This window comes from Mesorhizobium sp. M0664 (genome assembly GCF_040320565.1).
In the GTDB taxonomy this organism is placed as follows: Bacteria; Pseudomonadota; Alphaproteobacteria; order Rhizobiales; family Rhizobiaceae; genus Mesorhizobium.
The window spans coordinates 214,797-232,305 of sequence record NZ_JAMYPW010000003.1 but is presented as its reverse complement, the minus strand read 5'-3'; the positions used below and the strand labels follow the sequence as shown (position 1 = coordinate 232,305).

Annotated in this window: 17 protein-coding genes and 1 riboswitch; of the genes, 3 read left to right on the top strand and 14 right to left on the bottom strand. The window is 66.4% G+C overall.

The genetic code is table 11. From position 1 onward, the window contains the following. Positions 1–4: 4 nt before the first annotated feature. The 6 genes from cobS to cbiE are packed head-to-tail and all read right to left on the bottom strand — an operon-like array spanning position 5 to position 5,255. Complete coding sequence (cobS, locus tag NKI39_RS06580) at positions 5–766, bottom strand: adenosylcobinamide-GDP ribazoletransferase (protein WP_352817159.1); 762 nt, start codon at positions 764–766, stop codon at positions 5–7. Further along, positions 763–2,076 (bottom strand): cobyrinic acid a,c-diamide synthase CobB, encoded by a 1,314-nt coding sequence (locus NKI39_RS06575; protein WP_352831133.1) that lies wholly within the window; start codon positions 2,074–2,076, stop codon positions 763–765. Before NKI39_RS06575 ends, cobS begins: the two co-directional genes overlap by 4 nt. Continuing rightward, positions 2,073–2,879: a uroporphyrinogen-III C-methyltransferase gene (gene cobA, locus NKI39_RS06570; protein ID WP_352831131.1), complete on the bottom strand. Its 807-nt coding sequence runs from the start codon at positions 2,877–2,879 to the stop codon at positions 2,073–2,075. Before cobA ends, NKI39_RS06575 begins: the two co-directional genes overlap by 4 nt. After that, on the bottom strand, positions 2,876–3,640 hold the full coding sequence (gene cobM, locus NKI39_RS06565; protein ID WP_352831130.1) for a precorrin-4 C(11)-methyltransferase: 765 nt from the start codon (positions 3,638–3,640) through the stop codon (positions 2,876–2,878). Before cobM ends, cobA begins: the two co-directional genes overlap by 4 nt. Next, complete coding sequence (locus tag NKI39_RS06560; protein ID WP_352539604.1) at positions 3,637–4,017, bottom strand: cobalamin biosynthesis protein; 381 nt, start codon at positions 4,015–4,017, stop codon at positions 3,637–3,639. Before NKI39_RS06560 ends, cobM begins: the two co-directional genes overlap by 4 nt. Next, positions 4,014–5,255, bottom strand: coding sequence for a precorrin-6y C5,15-methyltransferase (decarboxylating) subunit CbiE (gene cbiE, locus NKI39_RS06555; RefSeq protein WP_352831128.1), 1,242 nt, complete (start codon positions 5,253–5,255; stop codon positions 4,014–4,016). Before cbiE ends, NKI39_RS06560 begins: the two co-directional genes overlap by 4 nt. Here cbiE and NKI39_RS06550 point away from each other — a divergent pair. Continuing rightward, positions 5,254–6,039 carry a cobalt-precorrin-6A reductase gene (locus NKI39_RS06550; RefSeq protein WP_352831126.1) on the top strand — a complete coding sequence of 262 codons (786 nt, stop codon included), beginning with the start codon at positions 5,254–5,256 and terminating at the stop codon, positions 6,037–6,039. The two genes, cbiE and NKI39_RS06550, sit on opposite strands and share 2 nt — an antisense overlap. On the opposite strand, the gene NKI39_RS06545 is transcribed toward NKI39_RS06550, so the two are convergent. The 8 genes from NKI39_RS06545 to NKI39_RS06510 form a co-directional block, all read right to left on the bottom strand. Then, positions 6,003–6,767 (bottom strand): precorrin-3B C(17)-methyltransferase, encoded by a 765-nt coding sequence (locus tag NKI39_RS06545; protein ID WP_352831124.1) that lies wholly within the window; start codon positions 6,765–6,767, stop codon positions 6,003–6,005. The genes NKI39_RS06550 and NKI39_RS06545 overlap by 37 nt on opposite strands. Continuing rightward, positions 6,764–7,522 carry a precorrin-2 C(20)-methyltransferase gene (locus NKI39_RS06540; RefSeq protein ID WP_352831122.1) on the bottom strand — a complete coding sequence of 253 codons (759 nt, stop codon included), beginning with the start codon at positions 7,520–7,522 and terminating at the stop codon, positions 6,764–6,766. The genes NKI39_RS06545 and NKI39_RS06540 overlap by 4 nt, the downstream gene beginning before the upstream one ends. Then, positions 7,519–8,166 carry a precorrin-8X methylmutase gene (locus tag NKI39_RS06535; RefSeq protein WP_502893717.1) on the bottom strand — a complete coding sequence of 216 codons (648 nt, stop codon included), beginning with the start codon at positions 8,164–8,166 and terminating at the stop codon, positions 7,519–7,521. The genes NKI39_RS06540 and NKI39_RS06535 overlap by 4 nt, the downstream gene beginning before the upstream one ends. Next, entirely contained in the window at positions 8,163–9,632 is a 1,470-nt protein-coding gene (gene cobG / locus NKI39_RS06530; RefSeq protein ID WP_352831120.1) for a precorrin-3B synthase, read from the bottom strand. The genes NKI39_RS06535 and cobG overlap by 4 nt, the downstream gene beginning before the upstream one ends. Beyond that, positions 9,629–13,273 (bottom strand): cobaltochelatase subunit CobN, encoded by a 3,645-nt coding sequence (locus tag NKI39_RS06525; protein WP_352831118.1) that lies wholly within the window; start codon positions 13,271–13,273, stop codon positions 9,629–9,631. The genes cobG and NKI39_RS06525 overlap by 4 nt, the downstream gene beginning before the upstream one ends. Before the next feature lie 17 nt (positions 13,274–13,290). Then, positions 13,291–14,331, bottom strand: coding sequence for a cobalamin biosynthesis protein CobW (gene cobW, locus NKI39_RS06520; protein WP_352831116.1), 1,041 nt, complete (start codon positions 14,329–14,331; stop codon positions 13,291–13,293). Beyond that, positions 14,328–14,762 carry a DUF1636 family protein gene (locus tag NKI39_RS06515; protein WP_352458247.1) on the bottom strand — a complete coding sequence of 145 codons (435 nt, stop codon included), beginning with the start codon at positions 14,760–14,762 and terminating at the stop codon, positions 14,328–14,330. The genes cobW and NKI39_RS06515 overlap by 4 nt, the downstream gene beginning before the upstream one ends. A gap of 38 nt (positions 14,763–14,800) precedes the next feature. Next, positions 14,801–15,004, bottom strand: a riboswitch (cobalamin riboswitch). Positions 15,005–15,033: 29 nt separating this feature from the next. Next, positions 15,034–16,233: a winged helix-turn-helix domain-containing protein gene (locus NKI39_RS06510; protein ID WP_352470229.1), complete on the bottom strand. Its 1,200-nt coding sequence runs from the start codon at positions 16,231–16,233 to the stop codon at positions 15,034–15,036. A 335-nt stretch (positions 16,234–16,568) separates the two neighbouring features. Between NKI39_RS06510 and NKI39_RS06505 the strand changes: the two genes are divergently transcribed. After that, on the top strand, positions 16,569–16,934 hold the full coding sequence (locus NKI39_RS06505; RefSeq protein WP_023676631.1) for an NADH-quinone oxidoreductase subunit A: 366 nt from the start codon (positions 16,569–16,571) through the stop codon (positions 16,932–16,934). After that, positions 16,925–17,506 (top strand): NuoB/complex I 20 kDa subunit family protein, encoded by a 582-nt coding sequence (locus tag NKI39_RS06500; RefSeq protein ID WP_023720749.1) that lies wholly within the window; start codon positions 16,925–16,927, stop codon positions 17,504–17,506. Before NKI39_RS06505 ends, NKI39_RS06500 begins: the two co-directional genes overlap by 10 nt. Positions 17,507–17,509: the final 3 nt, after the last annotated feature.

Below are 17,509 nucleotides of genomic sequence, written 5' to 3'. Positions count from 1 at the left end.
AGAGTCAGGAAAGGGAAACGGAAGCGACGAGCAGGATTGCGATCTCGCCCAGCTGCTGAAGGGCGCCGACGGTGTCGCCGGTCTGGCCGCCGACCTGGTTCAGGCAAAGCGCGCGGAAGGCGGCGAATAACAGACCGAGCAGGATGATCGCGAAAACGGCAGCGCCGAACCCAAGCGCCAGCAGCGCGATCGCACCGAGTACGGTACCGATACCGGCGGTTTCGGCCGTGACTGCGCCTGCATCAATCGAGAGGCCGTCGCTGCGGGCCGGTGGCAGCAGGTGCATGAAGGCGGGGGGCAGGCCGCGCGACGCGGCATGCGCGGCAATGAGGGCCCAGAAGACATGAGCCGGGCCGGCGAATCCAGAGAGCACGCTCCAGCGGATCAGCAGCGAGACAGCAAGTGCACAAGCGCCGTAGGCACCGATGCGGCTGTCGCGCATGATCTCCAGCTTTTTGTCGCGTGTCTTGCCGCCGCCAAATCCGTCGGCGACATCCGAAAGCCCGTCCTCATGCAGGCAGCCGGTAGCGAGCAAGATCGCGGCAAGGGCCAACGCTGCAGCAGGGCCAGCGGCGAGGCCGAGCCTCGTGCCGCCGGCGTAGACCAGCGCACCGACCAGAGCGACGGCGAGACCGGCAACGGGTGCAGCCCAGATCGCAGCGGCAAGGCTGCGGCCACGGAAGTCGGCTCTCGGCAGCGGCAGCCGGGTAAAGAAGACGAGGCAAAGCGCGATATCATCGAGAATTTGCTGTTGCGAGGCCTTCATCCGCCCCTCGCAATGGCATGGAAGAACGTGCCGCTGACATTGCCGCGCCGGTAGCCGGAGGCGCCGAGCGGATTTCCTTGACCGTCGGCGAGGTCGGCCAGCGGCTCGTCATTGCCGGTCGCAATCATCTGCGCGTAGTGGAATTCATGGCCGCGGATCAGCGTGCCTTGGCTGCCGAGCGGACAGCCGGACCGCAGCCGCGCCTCGCGGTAGCCGAGATTCATCTTGCGCTTGGCGAAGCTGGTCGAATGGCCGAGGAGGCCAAGCATCCGATGCGTCTCGCCCGACGCGTCCTCGAGCGCTTCGCCCAACACCATGAAGCCGCCGCACTCGCCATGCACCGGCCGCGTGGCGGCGAACCGCGCCATGCCGGCCCTGAAATTCGCCGCGGCCGCGAGGCGGCCGGCATGAAGCTCGGGATAGCCGCCGGGCAGCCAGCAGACATCGCAATCGTCGCCTGGCGCCTCATCGGTGAGCGGCGAGAACGGCACGATTTCGGCGCCGGCCTTGCGCCAATGCATGGCGACATGCGGATAGAGGAAGGTGAAGGCGGCGTCCTCGGCGAGTGCAATGCGCTGGCCGGGGGGAGGCAGCGCATCGCCGAAATTGCCCGGCGCGGGCGTGAATGGCGCCGCCAGCGCCATGATGGCCTCGAGGTCGAGCGAGCGCTCGACCATGTCGGCCAGCCGGTCGAGATGCGCCACCAGATTCTCATATTCGCCGGCCTGGACGAGGCCGAGATGGCGCTCGGGCAGGTTGAGCGAGGGATCGCGCAGGATGGCGCCGACGACAGGCAGGCCAAGTGCCTCGATGGCATCGCCGCATAGCCGGCGGTGGCGCTCGCTGCCCAGCCGGTTGAGCACGACCCCGGCCATGCGCACATCGGGGTCATAAATAGCAAAGCCCTTGGCGACGGCCGCCGCCGTGGTCGACTGGCCGGAAACGTCGAGCACCAGCAGCACCGGCAGGCCGTAGAGTCGGGCAAGGTCGGCGGCCGAGCCGGAACGGCCTGGAGCAGCCGGAATCCCGTCGAACAGGCCCATGGCGCTTTCGAGGAAGATGAAGTCGGCATCTTCGGTCGCTTCGCCGGCCAGCGCGTTGAGCAGGGCGGGCGGCATTGCCCAGCTGTCGAGATTGATGCCGGACAAGCCGGTGGCGGCGGTGTGGAAGCCAGGATCGATATAGTCCGGGCCGGATTTGGCGCCGCGCACTTTCAGGCCGCGCCGGGCAAGTGCGCGCAAAATGCCGATGGTGACGCTGGTCTTGCCCGAGCCCGAGCGCGGCGCGCCGATGATGATGGCGCGGGTCATGGCTCACCCGCCAGTGCCGCGCGCATCGCGACAATACCGCCGACGACGATCAGCGCCGGCGAGGTCAGACCGGCGGCCGCTGCCTCTTCCGCAATCGTGGCGAGCGTGGCGACGACGATACGCTCCTGCGGCGTCGTCGCGGCAACGATGACCGCGGCGGGCGTCGAAGGTGGCAGGCCGCCCTCGAGCAGCGAAGCGGCGATCAGCGGCAGGTTGGCCATGCCCATATAGATGACCACCGGCTGGCCGGTGCGGGCGATTGCCGCCCAGTCGAGATCATCATCGGTGCCGGCGGCATGGCCGGTCGCCAGGATCAGCGCCTTGTTGATGCCGCGCATGGTGCCGGGAATGCCGGTCGCGGCCAGCGCGCTGAGGCCGGACGTCAGGCCAGGCAGGATGCGGAACGGGATAGTTTCCCCGGCCAGCGCCAGCGCCTCTTCGCCGCCACGCCCGAAAATATAGGGGTCGCCGCCCTTCAGCCTGACGACGCGCCGGCCCTCGCGCGCCAGCCGGACCAGCAGAGCGGTGATGTCGTCCTGCTTCATCGACGGCTTGCCGCCGCGTTTGCCGGCATAGAACAGTTCCGCGCCCTCGGCGACAGCGACGACTTCTGGCGAGACCAGCGCGTCATAAACCAGCGCGTCGCACTGTCCGAGGGCGGCTAGCACTTCCAGCGTCAGGCAGCCGGGATCGCCAGCGCCGGCGCCGGCCAGCCAGACATGCCCGGGCTCAAGCTGGCGCGGCTTGAAGTTTAGCCGGGTGAGCGCCTGCTCGACCGTAGTGTTTCTGTTGCTGCCGCTCACAATCCGTCCCGTCCGCGAAAGCGTCGCTGGTAGTGCGCGTCATACAGTGAACTTTCGCCAAAGCCCTCCGCCGCCAGCGAGCGGCCGACGAAGATCATTGCCGTGCGTTCCATCGGATCGGCGGCCAGTTGCGCCTCGATGGTGGCCAGCGTGCCGGTCAGCACGCGCTCGTCCGGCCAGGAAGCACGGAAGACGACCGCCACCGGGCAATCGGCGCCATAGAACGGCGTCAGTTCGGCGACGATCCGGTCGATGGCGTGGATGGCAAGGTGGATGGCCAGCGTGGCGCCGGTGCGGCCGAAGCCGGCCAGCGTTTCGCCGGGCGGCATTTTCGAGGCGCGGCCGGAGATTCGGGTCAACACTAGGCTTTGCGCGACTTCTGGAATGGTCAGCTCGCGGCGCAGCGCTGCCGCCGCAGCGGCGAAGGACGGCACGCCCGGCGTCAGCGTGTAGGGAATGCCGTGCTTTTCCAACCGGCGGATCTGCTCGGCAACGGCGCTCCACACCGAAAGATCGCCGGAATGCAGGCGGGCGACATCATTGCCGGCCGCGTGGGCGGCCAGATATTCGGCCTCGATCTCGTCGAGCGACATCGGCGCGGTGTCGATCAACCTCGTTCCGGGCGCGCAGTGCTGCAACAGCTCGGGCGCGACGATCGATCCGGCATAGAGGCAGACGGGACAACTGCCGAGCAGGCGGCTGCCGCGCAAGGTGATGAGGTCGGCAGCACCCGGGCCGGCACCGATGAAGTGAACGGTCATGCCGCCTCTCCGCTGATGGCGATGGCGCAAGTGACAGCACCGAGCACGGTGCGCGGCCCGAGCAGTTTTGCGCCTTTGCCGGCGGCGGCAAGCGCCGAGGCTTCGGAAACTGACGGCGTGCCGGCATGCTCCTGCGATAGGTCGGAACGGCTGGTCGTAGATGCGGCTTTGAGTTCGTCCTGCCCGACAACGATTACCGGAAGGCGGAGTTCGCGTCCGGCGTCGAAGATTGCCGCCTCATCCTGCTTGAGAGACGCGGTCGCGAGGGCCGAAAGCGCGGGCAGGGCAAGCCCGTGCGCCTCCAGCGCGGTTTCTACCGCGGCAAGCACGTCCGTTGCGCTGACGCCTTTGCGGCTGCCGATGCCCGCGACCATCATGGCTTGACCCAACTCCATTGAGTGACCGGCATAGCCGGCCGCCAGGCCTGCATCGAACCAACCGGCGAAGCACGGGATACAGCGATGCGGGCGAGCTGGCCGCCGTGCGCGGCGTGACGGGAAAGCAGCAGCGCCTCCATCTCCAGGGTCACCGCATTGGCGACGAGGCGGCCGCCGGCAGGCAAGGCATCGGTGGCTCCTTCCAGCACGCCGGCATCGCTGCCGCCGCCGCCGATAAAGATCGCCGCGGGCGTCTCCAGCCCGGCAAGAGCTTGCGGTGCCGAACCTTCGACGACGGTGAGACTGGGAACGCCGCAAGCCGCGGCGTTGCGTCGGATGCGCGCGGCGCGGGTCGGATCGGCCTCAACGGCAATGGCGCGCATGGAGGGATGCGCCAGCATCCATTCGATGCCAATGGAGCCCGATCCGGCGCCGATGTCCCACAGCAGTTCGCCGCGTCTTGGCGCGAGAGCGGACAGGGTGACGGCGCGCACTTCGCGTTTGGTGATCTGGCCGTTATGCTCGAACAAATGATCGGCAAGTCCCGGTGTCAGCGGCAGGATGCGTGCTTGCGAAGTCGATTCAACTTCGATCGCGAGCACGTTGAGCGGGTTGATCTTTTCGAGGTCGAAAGTGCCGGCGCTCGCCGAGCGCAGGCTTTCGTTCGGCCCACCCAGCGCCTCCAGCACCATCAACCGCGAAGCGCCGAAGCCAAGTTCGGTCATGAGACGGGCAATCGCTCCCGGTGCATCGCTGTCCGAGGTCAGCGCGAGAATGCGGGTGCAAGAATGCAGCAACGGCCGGATCAGGTCGAGCGAGCGGCCATGCAGCGAAATGGTCTCGACGTCCTGCAGCGCCCAGCCCAGGCGTGAGGCGGCCAGCGAAAAGGCCGAGGGCGCGGGGATCACCCGCATACCCTCTGCCGCGACCTTGCGGGCGAGGGTGACGCCGACACCGTGGTAGAGGGGATCGCCGGAGGCCAGCACGCAGACGCGTCTGCCGGAGAGCGCCAGCACGTCGCGCATCTCGGCATCGAAAGGTGTCGGCCAGGCGCGCGCTTCACCTTTGGCGAGCGACGCGACGAGGGCAAGGTGGCGCTTGCCGCCGAAGACGAATTCGGCCTCCGCGATCAACCGCTTGGCCTCGTCGCCGAGACCCGCTACACCGTCCTCGCCGATGCCGATGATCGTGAGCCACTTTGAGGTGAGCTTGGCGCCGCGCGGAGCTTCAGCAGGCATGACGACCCACCGCATTCTGATCCTCGGCGGAACCACGGAAGCCCGGCAAATGGCCGGAAAGCTGGCCGCGCGCGCGGATATTTCGGTCATGCTGTCGCTGGCCGGCCGCACCGAAAAGCCGGCCGCGCAGGGGGTGCCGGTGCGGGTCGGCGGCTTCGGCGGTGCCGGCGGGCTGGCGGCGTATCTCCGCCAGAACAAGATCGACCTGCTGATCGACGCCACGCATCCCTATGCGGCGCGAATCTCTGCCAATGCGGCGGAAGCAGCGCGCATGACCGGCGTGCCTATCGTTGCGCTCAGGCGTCCCGGATGGGAGGCGGTCGAAGGTGATCGCTGGATGTTGGTCGACACCGTTGCCAGCGCAGTGACGGCTCTGGGATCGGTGCCGCGCCGCGTGTTCCTGGCGCTCGGGCGACAGGAGGTCGCTGCCTTCAAGGCCGCTCCCCAGCATCATTATCTCATCCGCAGTGTCGACCCGGTCGAGCCCAGGCTCGCTGTGCCCCGCGCGACCTATCTCTTGGCGCGCGGGCCGTTTCGGGAAGTCGACGAACATGCACTGCTTCTGCAACACCACATCGAAGTCGTTGTTTCCAAAAACAGCGGCGGCGAGGCGACCTACGGCAAGATCGCGGCGGCGCGAGCGCTGGGAATCGAGGTGGTGATGATCCGCAGGCCGGCGCTGCCGGACGTCACGTCGGCTGAGACCGTCGAATCTCTTGGCGAGATGGTCGATCATGTTCTGGTCGGTCATGTTCTTGGGCCCGTTGCCGAACGCGGCGTGTAGACCAGCACGGCCTTGTCACCCCGCTTGATGATCCTGGTTTCCGGCGAGCCGATGATGATGCAGGTCGACATGTCGGCCTTCGCGGCATCGGCGTCGGCCAGCAGAAAAACCTCGATGCGCTCGTCGGGACGGCCGGCGGCACGGCCGAAGATCACCGGCGTGGTGCCGGGCAGGATCGCAGCAAGGCATTCGAAGGCGCGGCCTAGCTGCCATGGGCGCGCCTTGCTGATCGGGTTGTAGAGCGCGATTACGAAGCCAGCGCCGGCTGCCGCCAGCAGGCGTAGCTCGATCAGATCCCACGGCTTCAGATTGTCGGACAGGGAGATGGCGCAGAAATCATGGCCGAGCGGCGCGCCGATGCGGGCGGCGACGGCGAGCATGGCGGTGATGCCGGGCACGATGGCGATGTCGACCGCGCGCCATTCGGGTGGGCCCGCCTCCATCGCCTCGCAGACGGCCGCGGCCATGGCGAAGACGCCGGGATCGCCGCCCGACACGACGGCGACATCGTGGCCTTCCACAGCCTTCAGCAGCGCGTCCCTGGAGCGCGCGAGTTCCTCGCGATTGTCGGAAGCGACGCGAATCTGGTCGGGACGCAGATCGAGCCGGTCGAGATAGGGTTTATAGCCATAGAAGAATTTTGCCTCGGCAACGGCACGGCTTGCCTCCGGCGTCACCTGGTCGGCGTTGCCGGGCCCGAGGCCGATGACAGTGAGGCGGCCGCTCATGCTTCGGCTTTCAATGCGCTTGGCCGGCCCGACCAGCCGGCCACCAGCACGATGGCGAAATAAGGCGCCTGGTCGTCCTTTTTATCGACCAGCCGCATCGAGACGCCGCCCGGCATGGTGCCGCGCTCGACATAGATGGCCCGCGCCAGCTTGTCGGTTGCCTCCAGCGCGCGCCTGATCTTGGGCAGGTTGCGGCCGACCTTCATGATCACCGCAGCGTCGGTATCGGCGAGGCGACGCGTCAGCTCGAATTCGCTCATGGTGCCCGGCAGCACCGTCAGCACGTCGTCACCCTGGACGATAGGCAGGCCGGTCGCCGACCAGCAGCCGGACATGGCGGTGACGCCGGGAATGACTTCGCTCGGAAAGCGGTGCGCCAGCCGGACATGAAGATGCATGTAGGACCCGTAGAAAAGCGGGTCGCCTTCCGAAAGCACAGCGACCATCCTGCCGGCGCTGAGGTGCGCGGCGACCTTTTCGGCCGATTGCTCGTAGAAATCGGTTATCTGCGAGCGGTAATCGCTGTGGTCCTTGTCGATCTCGGTCGTCACCGGGTAGAGCAGCGGCAGTTCGATCAGATCAGGGCGAAAATGCGCGCCGACAATGGCGCGCGCATTGCTGTTGTTGCCGCGCTTGGCGAAATGCGCGACGACATCGGCCTCGGCGAGCGCGCGCGCTGCCTTCAGCGTCAAGAGTTCCGGGTCGCCGGGTCCGGTGCCGACGCCGACAAGCCTGCCTTTTGCAATCGTATTCATAGGCCCGGCCTCGCCAATGCATTGAGTGCGGCGGCGGTCATGGCGCTGCCGCCCAGCCGGCCGCGCACGATGGCGTAAGGCACGCCATAGGAATTTTCGGCCAGCGCATCCTTCGATTCGGCGGCACCGACAAACCCGACCGGCATGCCGATGATCGCCGCCGGCTTCGGCGCGCCGTCGCGCAGCTTTTCCAGCAGATAGAAAAGGGCTGTCGGCGCATTGCCGATGGCGACGACCGAACCGGCCATGCGCTCGCCCCACAGGTCGATCGCGGCGGCCGAGCGGGTGTTGCCGATCTTTTTCGCGATGTCGGCGGTCCGCGGATCGCGCAGCGTGCAGATCACCTCATTGCCGGCCGGCAGCCGGGCGCGCGTGACGCCATGCGAGACCATCTGCGCATCGCAGAAGATCGGCGCGCCGGCCGCCAGCGCCGTGCGCGCGGCGGCGACGAAATCGCTCGAGAAAACGAAGTGCCTGCAAGCATCGACCTGGCCGCAGGCGTGGATCATGCGGATAGCGATTTCGGCCTCGGCTTCGGAAAAGCGCGAAAGGTCGGCCTCGGCGCGGATAATGGCGAAGGAGCGCTCGTAGATCGCCGTGCCATCATGGATGTAGTCGTAGGCGTTCTGGGCGGGCATGCTCATTCCTGTCGGTAGATTTCGGTGATGCCGGCCGCGCCGAGCCTTGCCAGGCAGGCGGCAGCAGTCTCGCCGGAATGTCGTGCGCTGCGGATCGCCGCTGCAACGCGGCCGATGCCGTGCGCGGCGTCGTAGCCCGGCCTGTATCCGGCGGGCAATGCCTTTGCCGTCCCGTCCACGACAAGTCCGGCTCCGTTTTCGCCACCGACCAGGGTCAGCGCCGCCGGACCGGGATGGGCACAGCCCTTGGCGCAGCCGGAGATGTGCAGCGTCAGCGAGGAATCAAGGATGTCGCGGTTTTCTGTAGCGATGATCTCGGCGATGTCGCGGGTGGCGATCCGGCCGGAGGCGCAGGCGGGTGCGCCGGGGCAGGCGGCGATCCTGGTGCGCGGATCGGCTGCGTCGGTGACAAAGCCGAGGGCTGCGGCGGTTTTCTGGAGGGAAAGACATGCGGCTGGGGAGAGGCCAAGCAAAAGCAGCGCGCGACCCGGCGCCAGACGGATTTCGGTGGTGCCGAGGGTGAGGGCGTATTGGGTGAGATCGATAAGTTTTGGCGCTGGTATGCTGCCGAACGGCAGGCCGATGCCGAGGGAGGTACTGCCGGCTGCCAGATCGAAAATTCCGATGGGCCGGCGATCCGTCGCGCCCCCCTCTGTCCTGCCGGACATCTCCCCCTCCAGGGGGGAGATTGCGCCTTCGTCTCCGCTTTCGCCAATCGCCGAAGGTGCTGGGGGGAAGCCGCCGGCGAAGCTGCAGATCTCCCCCCTGGAGGGGGAGATGTCCGGCAGGACAGAGGGGGGCGCGACGGATCGCCAACTTGCGAGAGATCTCAGCTGCCTCGCCGTCAAATCCCGCGCATGGGCATCGCGGCCTTTTTCGGCAACCATCCTGAGAATGGCGACGGCGATGTCACAAGCCGCATCTTCCTCGGACATCGCCAGCGGCGTGGCACCCTGCGCATCTCCGGCGAGCGATACCCGCCACTTAATTCCGTCGGCGGCCCGCACCGCGACCAGCCAGACATCGGCCGTAACCGCATCCATTGTCAGCTGCCCGCCGCCGTCAACAATCACCGACACCTTCGGGCCAAGACGTTGCGTAACACCGGCGTCCTCAATTGCCGCCCGAATCCGCTCCGCCATCGGGCGCGGGTCGGCTATCTCCTCCTGGTCGAGCCCGGCCAGCGGGCCGGTCTCGACCGGCACGCCGGTGCGCACAGCGATGCCGAGCGCATCGACCTCCATCGCCAGCAGCCGCGCGCTTGCCGGCGTCAGGCCGCGGATCTGCAGGCTGCCGCGGGCGGTCACTTCCATGATGCCGTTGCCATGGCGCAAGGCGGATTCGCAGAGTCCGATCAACGACTTCGGCAACAGTCCTCCAGCGACCGGATTGAGCCGCACCAGCAGCCCGTCGCCGGTTTGCATCGGCGCCGACAAAGCGGGGCAGGCGCCACGGCGCGAGAAAGCGTTCATGCCGCCACTCCCAGCGCTTGCGCTTCGGCAATCAGTGCGGCGAGATCGTCATCGATCGAATTGCGCAGCGGATGCCAGAGCCCGCGCCGCCGTGCCGACAGCAAACGCTCGGCGATCACCTTCGCCGCCGCCGGGTTCTCGCGCAGGATGAAGGCGCGCACCACGGGGTCGCCAAGATAGGCGTCGTGCACTGCCTCGATCAGCGTGCCCGATATGGCATGGGTAGTCTCGGCAAAGCCGACCAGCCGGTCGACCGTCTCGGCGAATTCCGAGGCGCCGCGCGGCCCGTGCCGCAGCTGGCCGGCGATGAAGCGCGGGTTGACCGCGCGGGCGCGAACTACCCGGGATACGGCCTCACTGATCGAGCGCGGCTTGGGCTTTTGCGGGTCCGTGGTGTCGAGCACGATCACGTCGGCGTTCTTGCCGAGCGCGGCAAGCGCTGCCGAAAAGCCGCCGATGAAGGCGACGTCGGCCGAGCCTTCGAGGATGTCGCGGCCGGGGTCGTCGCCGGTATGAACCAGAAGGTCGGCCTCGGCGAGGCGATCCTCGAACGCGCCGGGCGCCGAAATGCCTTCGCCCTCGGAGCCGCCATAGGCGTGCGAGGTGGCGGCGAGATACGTGCGGCCGATCTCTTCGCGCGCGGCCCAGTCGCCGCTCGACAACAAGTCCTCGATGCCCGCGCCGTAAGTGCCCGGCGAGGTGCCGAAAATGCGCGGGCTGATCTTGCCGTCGATGCGGGTCCTAGCGGCGAGCGGGTTTTCCGAATCGTCCTCGTCGCGGGTCGCCACCGCGTTGGCCGCGGCGTCGATCAGCGCGATCTGGGTCGGGAACATGTCGCGGAACAGGCCCGATATGCGCCAGGTGACATCGATGCGCGGACGGCCGAGTGTTGCCGGCGGCAGCACGTCTATGCCGGTAATGCGGCCGGTGGCGGAATCCCATTGCGGCCGGCAGCCCATCAGCGCCAGTCCTTGCGCGATCTCCTCACCGCCGGTGCGCAGCGAGGCCGAGCCCCACAGGTCGATGACCAGCGAGCGCGGCCAGTCGCCATGCGATTGCATGTAGCTGCGGACCACTTCTTCCGCTGCCATCTTGCCCAGATCATAGGCGGTCGGCGTCGGCATGGTACGCGGGTCGGCGGTAAACAAATTACGGCCGGTCGGCAGCACATCGCTCCGGCCACGCGCCGGCGCACCGGCCGGACCGGCAGCGACGTGGCGGCCGTCGAGGGCGGCAAGCAGCGCGGTTTTTTCAGCTGCCGCGCTTTGCCGCCACAACGGATCAGCCTCGCCTTCCGGCGAGCGGCCGTAAATGTGCAGGCCGTCCTTGATGGCGAAATCCTTGAGATCGCAGAGCCAGGCGTCGATGCGGCGCAAAGCCTCGTCGGCCGCATCGGTCCTGGCGACGCCTGCCTCTGAGGCGAGGCCGGTCTTTTCCGCCGTCTCGACGATCAGCTTCGCCAGGCGGTCGCGGCGGCGGCGGTCGAGCCCGTCGGCCTGGGCATATTCGTCAACCAGTCGTTCAAGCCTGTGCTGGTTTTCGTCCAGCCCGGCGCCGGTCAGCGGCGGCGGCAGATGGCCGAGCGTGACGGCGGCAATGCGCCGCTTGGCCTGCGCTGCCTCTCCCGGGTTGGAGACGATGAAGGGATAGATGACGGGCAGGGGACCGGTGACTATCTCGGGAAAGCAGTTTTCGCTGAGCGCCACGGTCTTGCCGGGCAGCCACTCCAGCGTGCCATGGGCGCCGACATGGACAATTGCATGGATGCCGAGCGACTTGCGCAGCCAGAGCCCAAAGGCGACCAGCGCATGGCGCGGCGGCAGCGTCGGGTCGTGATAGTCGGCGCGGCGGTTCATGGAGCGCCCGCGATCGGGGGCGAGGGCTACGGTGATGTTGCCGAAGGTGGCTGCGCGGAAGGGGAATTTTGCCGTAGGCGCTCGAACACCCCCCTCTGTCCTGCCGGACATCTCCCCCTCAAGGGGGGAGATTGCGCTGTTGTCTCGGCTTTCGCCAATCACCAAGGATGTTGAGAGAGAGCCGTCGGCGAAACTGCCAATCTCCCCCCTTGAGGGGGAGATGTCCGGCAGGACAGAGGGGGGTGCCTCGCACAAACCTGTCTCATCTTCTGGATTTCCCCATGCGGCTTCCACCGCAGCGATGGCCGACGGCGGCAATTCCGTCGAGAAGGTCAAATACTCCTTCAATGCCAGCCCTTGGCTGTCCTTTTCCAACGCATCCAGCAACTCGCGCGGCGTTTGTGGAATGCTTTCAACGGCGTAGCCCTGTTCGCTGAGGTCGCGCAGCATTGCCAGCACGCTGGACGGCACGTCGAGACCAACCGCGTAGCCGGTGCGACCGGGGGCGCTCGGATAGTCGGGGATCAGGATGGCGAGCTTGCGCTCCGCACGCGGCGTCCGCTGCAGGCGCACGAAGGCCTCGACACGGTTCGCCACTTGCGCCACGCGGTCGGGCTCAGGCCGGTTGGCGAAGGCGCGGAAGGCCAGCGCCGGGTCGGTTTCGCTTTCGCCCTTGAATGAAATGGCGCCGGCCAGGATGCGGCCGTCGAGCTCGGGCAGGACGACATGCATGGCAAGGTCGGCGGGCGCCAGGCCGCGCTGATTGGTTTGCCAGATGTCGCGGCGGGTGGTTGCGACGATGACCTGGAACACGGGCACGCCGGCGCGGTCGAACAGGGTTTCAACGCCGGGCTCGGCACCCGAGGCGAAAGCTGTGGCGGTGATGATGGCGGCAGGCTTCAGGGTTGCGAGCGCGGTTTCGACAAAGGCGAGCGACGCCGGGTCCTTGAGGCTGGAGACGAACATAGGCACGGGAACCATGCCGCGGTGGCGCAGGGCTTCGAAAAGCGCGTCGATGGGCGCGACATCGGCCGCGAGCAGCATCGAACGGTAGAAGAGAATTGGCACGACGTCCCCCTCCCTCTCGAGGGGAGGGTGGCCCGCACGGCCGGGTGGGGTCGTCACGGCAGTGGTCGACGTTTTGTGTAGGCGCGCTTCGGAGAGGATCCCGCCCCCGGCCTGCGGCCGGACCCTCCTCTCGAGGAGGAGGGGGACGCCGCGTTCTGCGACCCCCAGTCCCGGCTCGTAAAATCCCGCCTTTGGCACGCTGACAGGTTCGGCTACAGCCGCACCCGATCCAGCGAGACTTGCCAGCCTCTGCACCAGCGCCGTCATATTTGCCGGTCCGCCCTCGCGGAAATAGCCAAGCAGGCCGTCCAACTCCTCGCGCGGCAGCGTCGAGCCTTCGATCAGCCGCAAATCCTCGTCGTGGCTCTCGCCCGGCAGCAGCGCCAGCTTGATACCGCGATTTCGCGCGATAGCGGCGAGCTGGTCGCAGCCATAGCGCCACCAGTCATAGCCGCCGAGGATGCGGACCAGAATGACCTTGGCGTGGCGGGCGACGCTGTCGATCCACAGGTCGACGGACATCGGATGGCGCAGGTCGCGCAAGGCGGCGAGCCGCATCGACGGCAGGCGGTGCGCATCTGCCTTCCACGCCGCCGCCAGCCCGGCCAGGTCGCTGTCGGTGAAGGACAGCGCCACGACATCCGCAGGCGTTTGCCTGAGATCGACAGGCTCGGCGAGATCGTCGAGCGAGGCGGATGTGGTGGTGAGGATGTGCATCGCGGCTCGTACCTGGGTCAGCCGGCGAGGATACGCTCGATGGCCGGGCGGTTCAGCCCTTTCAGGCCGATGACGACCAGGCGCGAGCGGCGGTCGTCTTCGGCGGTCCAGGCGCGGTCGTAATAGTGGTTGACGCGCGGACCGACGGCCTGCAGCAGGAGCCGCATCGGCTTGCCGCCGACTTCGACGAAACCCTTGACGCGCAACACGTTTTCTTCCTCCGCCGCCGTGGCGACCCGTTGTGCGAGCTCGTCCGGGTTGGACACAGACGTGATGTCGATGACGAACGAGTCAAAATCGTCATGTTCGTGGTCGAGCTCGTCGTCGTGGTGGGTCTTGCGGTTCTCGATGTCGTCCTCGACGGCGAGGCCGAGGCCGAGCAGCACCGACGGGTCGACCTTGCCTTGCGAAGTCGGTACGATCTTCACCGCCCGCGCAACGTGCTTGCCGATGACGGCATTGGCACGGGCCGAGCCGGCTGCGTCCATCAGGTCGCTCTTCGACAGGATGATCAGGTCGGCGCAGGCGAGCTGGTCTTCGAACACTTCCTCGACCGGATCGTCATGGTCGAGCGTCTGGTCCTGCGCGCGCTGGGCCTGCAGGGCGTCCATGTCGTTGGCTACGCGGCCATCAGCCAGCGCCGGTCCGTCGACCACGGCAATGACGCCGTCCACCGTCACGCGGCTTTTCACCGACGGCCACTGGAAGGCCTGGACCAGCGGCTTGGGCAAAGCGAGGCCGGATGTCTCGATCAGGATGTGGTCGACCCTCGGCGTCAGCGACAGGATCTGGTCCAGCGCCGGGACGAAATCATCGGCGACGGTGCAGCAGATGCAACCGTTGGCCAGCTCGACGATGTTTTCCTCGGGGCAGGTGTCGATGCCGCAGCCCTTCAGGATCTCGCCGTCGATGCCGATGTCGCCGAACTCGTTGACGATGATGGCCAGGCGCTTGCCTTTGGCGTTTTCGAGCAAATGGCGGATCAACGTCGTCTTGCCGGCGCCGAGAAAGCCGGTGACCACGGTGCAGGGAACGCGCGAAAGGGAGGCAGCGGTCATGTCAGGTCCTTCAAAAGGTCAAGGGGAGGGATGCGGGCAACCAGGCCGCGCTTCAGGCAATCGGGACGGCCGCGCCATGGAATGAGCCCATCCGTCGAGGTGGCGAACAGCTTTGCCCCGGTGACGAGATCGGCGCCGCTGGTCGTGGTCAGATCACCGAAGACGTAGCTCCAGCAGCCGTCGCGCAGCATGGCCGCGCTGAGCCGGCGCTTGCAATTGCCGAGGCATTCGACGGTGCGGATTTTGATGTTTTCGCTGGAAGCAGCGCGGCGCGTGTCCTCTGCGAGCAGTTCGCCAGCGCGCGGATGAGCGTCCGAACCGGTCTCGTCACGGCAGGACGAGCAGACGATGACGGTAACGCCGGCCGGGGAATCACCATGGCCGGACAATAAATCCGCTGTCTCAGCCGGAAAACTGCTGTCGCGTTCCAAATCAGGCTCCTTGCCCGGAAAACCCGCCAGGCGATCGGATTCTTAGGTCCTAGACGGCAGGTCTCCTGGCTCGCGGGTCATCGCCTGGGTGCCGCCTTCCCGGGAATATCCCAGTGGTTTTCGGCCTTGGCTCGTCGCTTACAGTTGCGGGGACAGCCGCGGATTTGAAATCGAGATTTCGCACCGCATTCCCTCTTGGCCCCTGCCGTTGCGGGCAGGGGACCGTCTGGAACGGATTTAGGCTTGTGGAGGCAGTTGTGTCAACGCACGTCTATGGCGCGGCGATATCCGCGAGCGGCCGGCCCAAATCGCCGGCAGCGGTCACCTCGATGCGTTCCAGGCCGAGCCAGCCCTGCATCTGCTTCAATTCCTTGAAGAGTTCGGCAGCGGTTTGTGGCGGGGCGCCGGGCTCCGCATAGGCGGCATGGACGCGCAATACGCCGGCCGGACGGTCGGCCCTGAGGTCAACGCGCCCGACGATGCTGTCGCCGAGCAGGAATGGCAGCACATAATAGCCATACCGCCGCTTTTCGGCCGGCGTGTAGATCTCGATGCGGTAGTGGAAGTCGAACAACCGCTCGGTGCGCGATCGTTCGAAGACGACAGGATCGAACGGCGCGAGCAAGGCGCGCGCCTCGATCCTGCGCGGCAAACGGGCGTCCTTGTGGAGATAGGCTGTTTTGTTCCAGCCGTCGACGCTCACCGGCAACAGCTCGCCGGCCTCGACCAGCTCCTCGATGCGACCCTTGATGTCGGCGGGCGAGAGGCGGAAATAGTCGCGCAGGTCGCCTGCCGTGGCGATGCCGTGGGCACGGGCCGAGATGCGCAGCAATTCGCGGTGAGCGTCTTCGGGGGAGGGCGTTGGCAGACTCAGTATTGTTGGCGGCAGCACGCGCTCCGGCAGATCGTAGAACCGTTCGAAGCCGCGGCGATGCGCCGTGGTGATGCGGCCGGCCCAGAACAGCCATTCGAAGGCGTGCTTGGCATGGCTCCAGCCCCACCAGCCACCCGAACCCTTCTGCCCTTCGAAAGCCGACGCCGCGATCGGGCCTCGTTCGGCGACCTCGCGATAGATGTCTTCGATATAGGCGGCGTGCTCGCGGCCCCATTTGGCCAGTCCGCTGTACATTTCGTCGCCGCACTCGGCCCGCTGCATGCGCCAGCGCATCAGCGGATAGGTCTCGACCGGCAAGAAGGAGGCTTCGTGCGCCCAATATTCGAAGACCATGCGCTTGCGCGTTACGGCGGCGTCGTCGAGCAGCGCCAGCTTGTAGGGGCCAAGCCGCGAATAGAGCGGCATATAGTGGGCGCGCACCACGGCGCTGACGGAATCGATCTGCAGCAGGCCGGTACGGGCAAGCACGCGGGCCAGATGCCGGCGGTCAGGCGTGCCGGTGGGGCGCGGGTCATTGAATCCCTGTGCCGCGAGCGCAATGCGGCGGGCCATGGCGAGCGAGATTTTTTCCTTCATGAAGGCGGCATCCGGACGATTTTAGACAGAGAAAATGACCTGCGATTCCGTGCCATGCTAACAGGGTTTTGGCGGCATCCATGTCAGGAGAGAAAAGTGGAGTAAAAAGTGAAGGAAATCAAACAGGAGCGGATCGGACCAGTTTTCCCGGATATGCCGTCCAGCACCGCGATTTGAACAAGGTTTGACTTGCTTCGCCGAAAGCGCTGCGCTAACCCTCGCCGCGTTGCAGCATAGAGCCCCCTTAAAACGGTTCAGTGGTTAAACTGTCACGCTTCCGCAAGTGGGTCCGGTGCTGTAATCAGAGTGGATTGGCCGCCAACGGAAACTGCAGCATGAACGCACTTTTAGGTTCGTACCTGCCCATCGTCCTGTTCATCGGCGTGGCGCTGATCGTCGGGCTGGCGCTGCTCGCCGCACCGTTCCTGGTGGCCTACCGCAACCCCGATCCGGAAAAGCTTTCCGCCTACGAGTGCGGCTTCAACTCGTTCGACGACGCCCGCATGAAGTTCGATATCCGCTTCTACCTGGTGTCGATCCTGTTCATCATCTTCGATCTGGAGGTGGCCTTCCTGTTTCCGTGGGCGGTGTCGTTCAGCCAGATCGGCATGCTCGGTTTCTGGTCGATGATGGTGTTTTTGGCGGTGCTGACCATCGGCTTTGCCTATGAATGGAAAAAAGGAGCGCTGGAATGGGATTGAACGACAGTTCCGGCACGCTCGTCGCGCCGAAGCCCAAGGGTCTCATCGACCCCAACACCGGCAGGCCGGTGGGGGAGGATGATCCATTCTTCCTGGAGATCAACAACGAGCTCGCCGACAAGGGCTTTCTCGTCACCTCGACCGAGGCGCTGATCACCTGGGCGCGCAGCGGCTCGCTGATGTTCATGACGTTTGGCCTCGCCTGCTGCGCCGTCGAGATGATCCACACGTCGATGCCGCGCTATGACAGCGAGCGCTTCGGGGTGGCGCCGCGCGCGTCTCCGCGCCAGTCCGACATCATGATCGTCGCCGGCACGCTGACCAACAAGATGGCGCCGGCGCTGCGCAAGGTCTACGATCAGATGCCGGAGCCGCGCTACGTCATCTCGATGGGCTCATGCGCCAATGGCGGCGGCTATTATCATTATTCCTATTCGGTGGTGCGCGGCTGCGACCGCATCGTGCCGGTCGACATCTACGTGCCCGGCTGCCCGCCGAGCGCTGAAGCGCTGCTTTACGGCATCCTTCTGCTGCAGAAGAAGATCCGCCGCACCGGCACGATCGAGCGGTGAGCG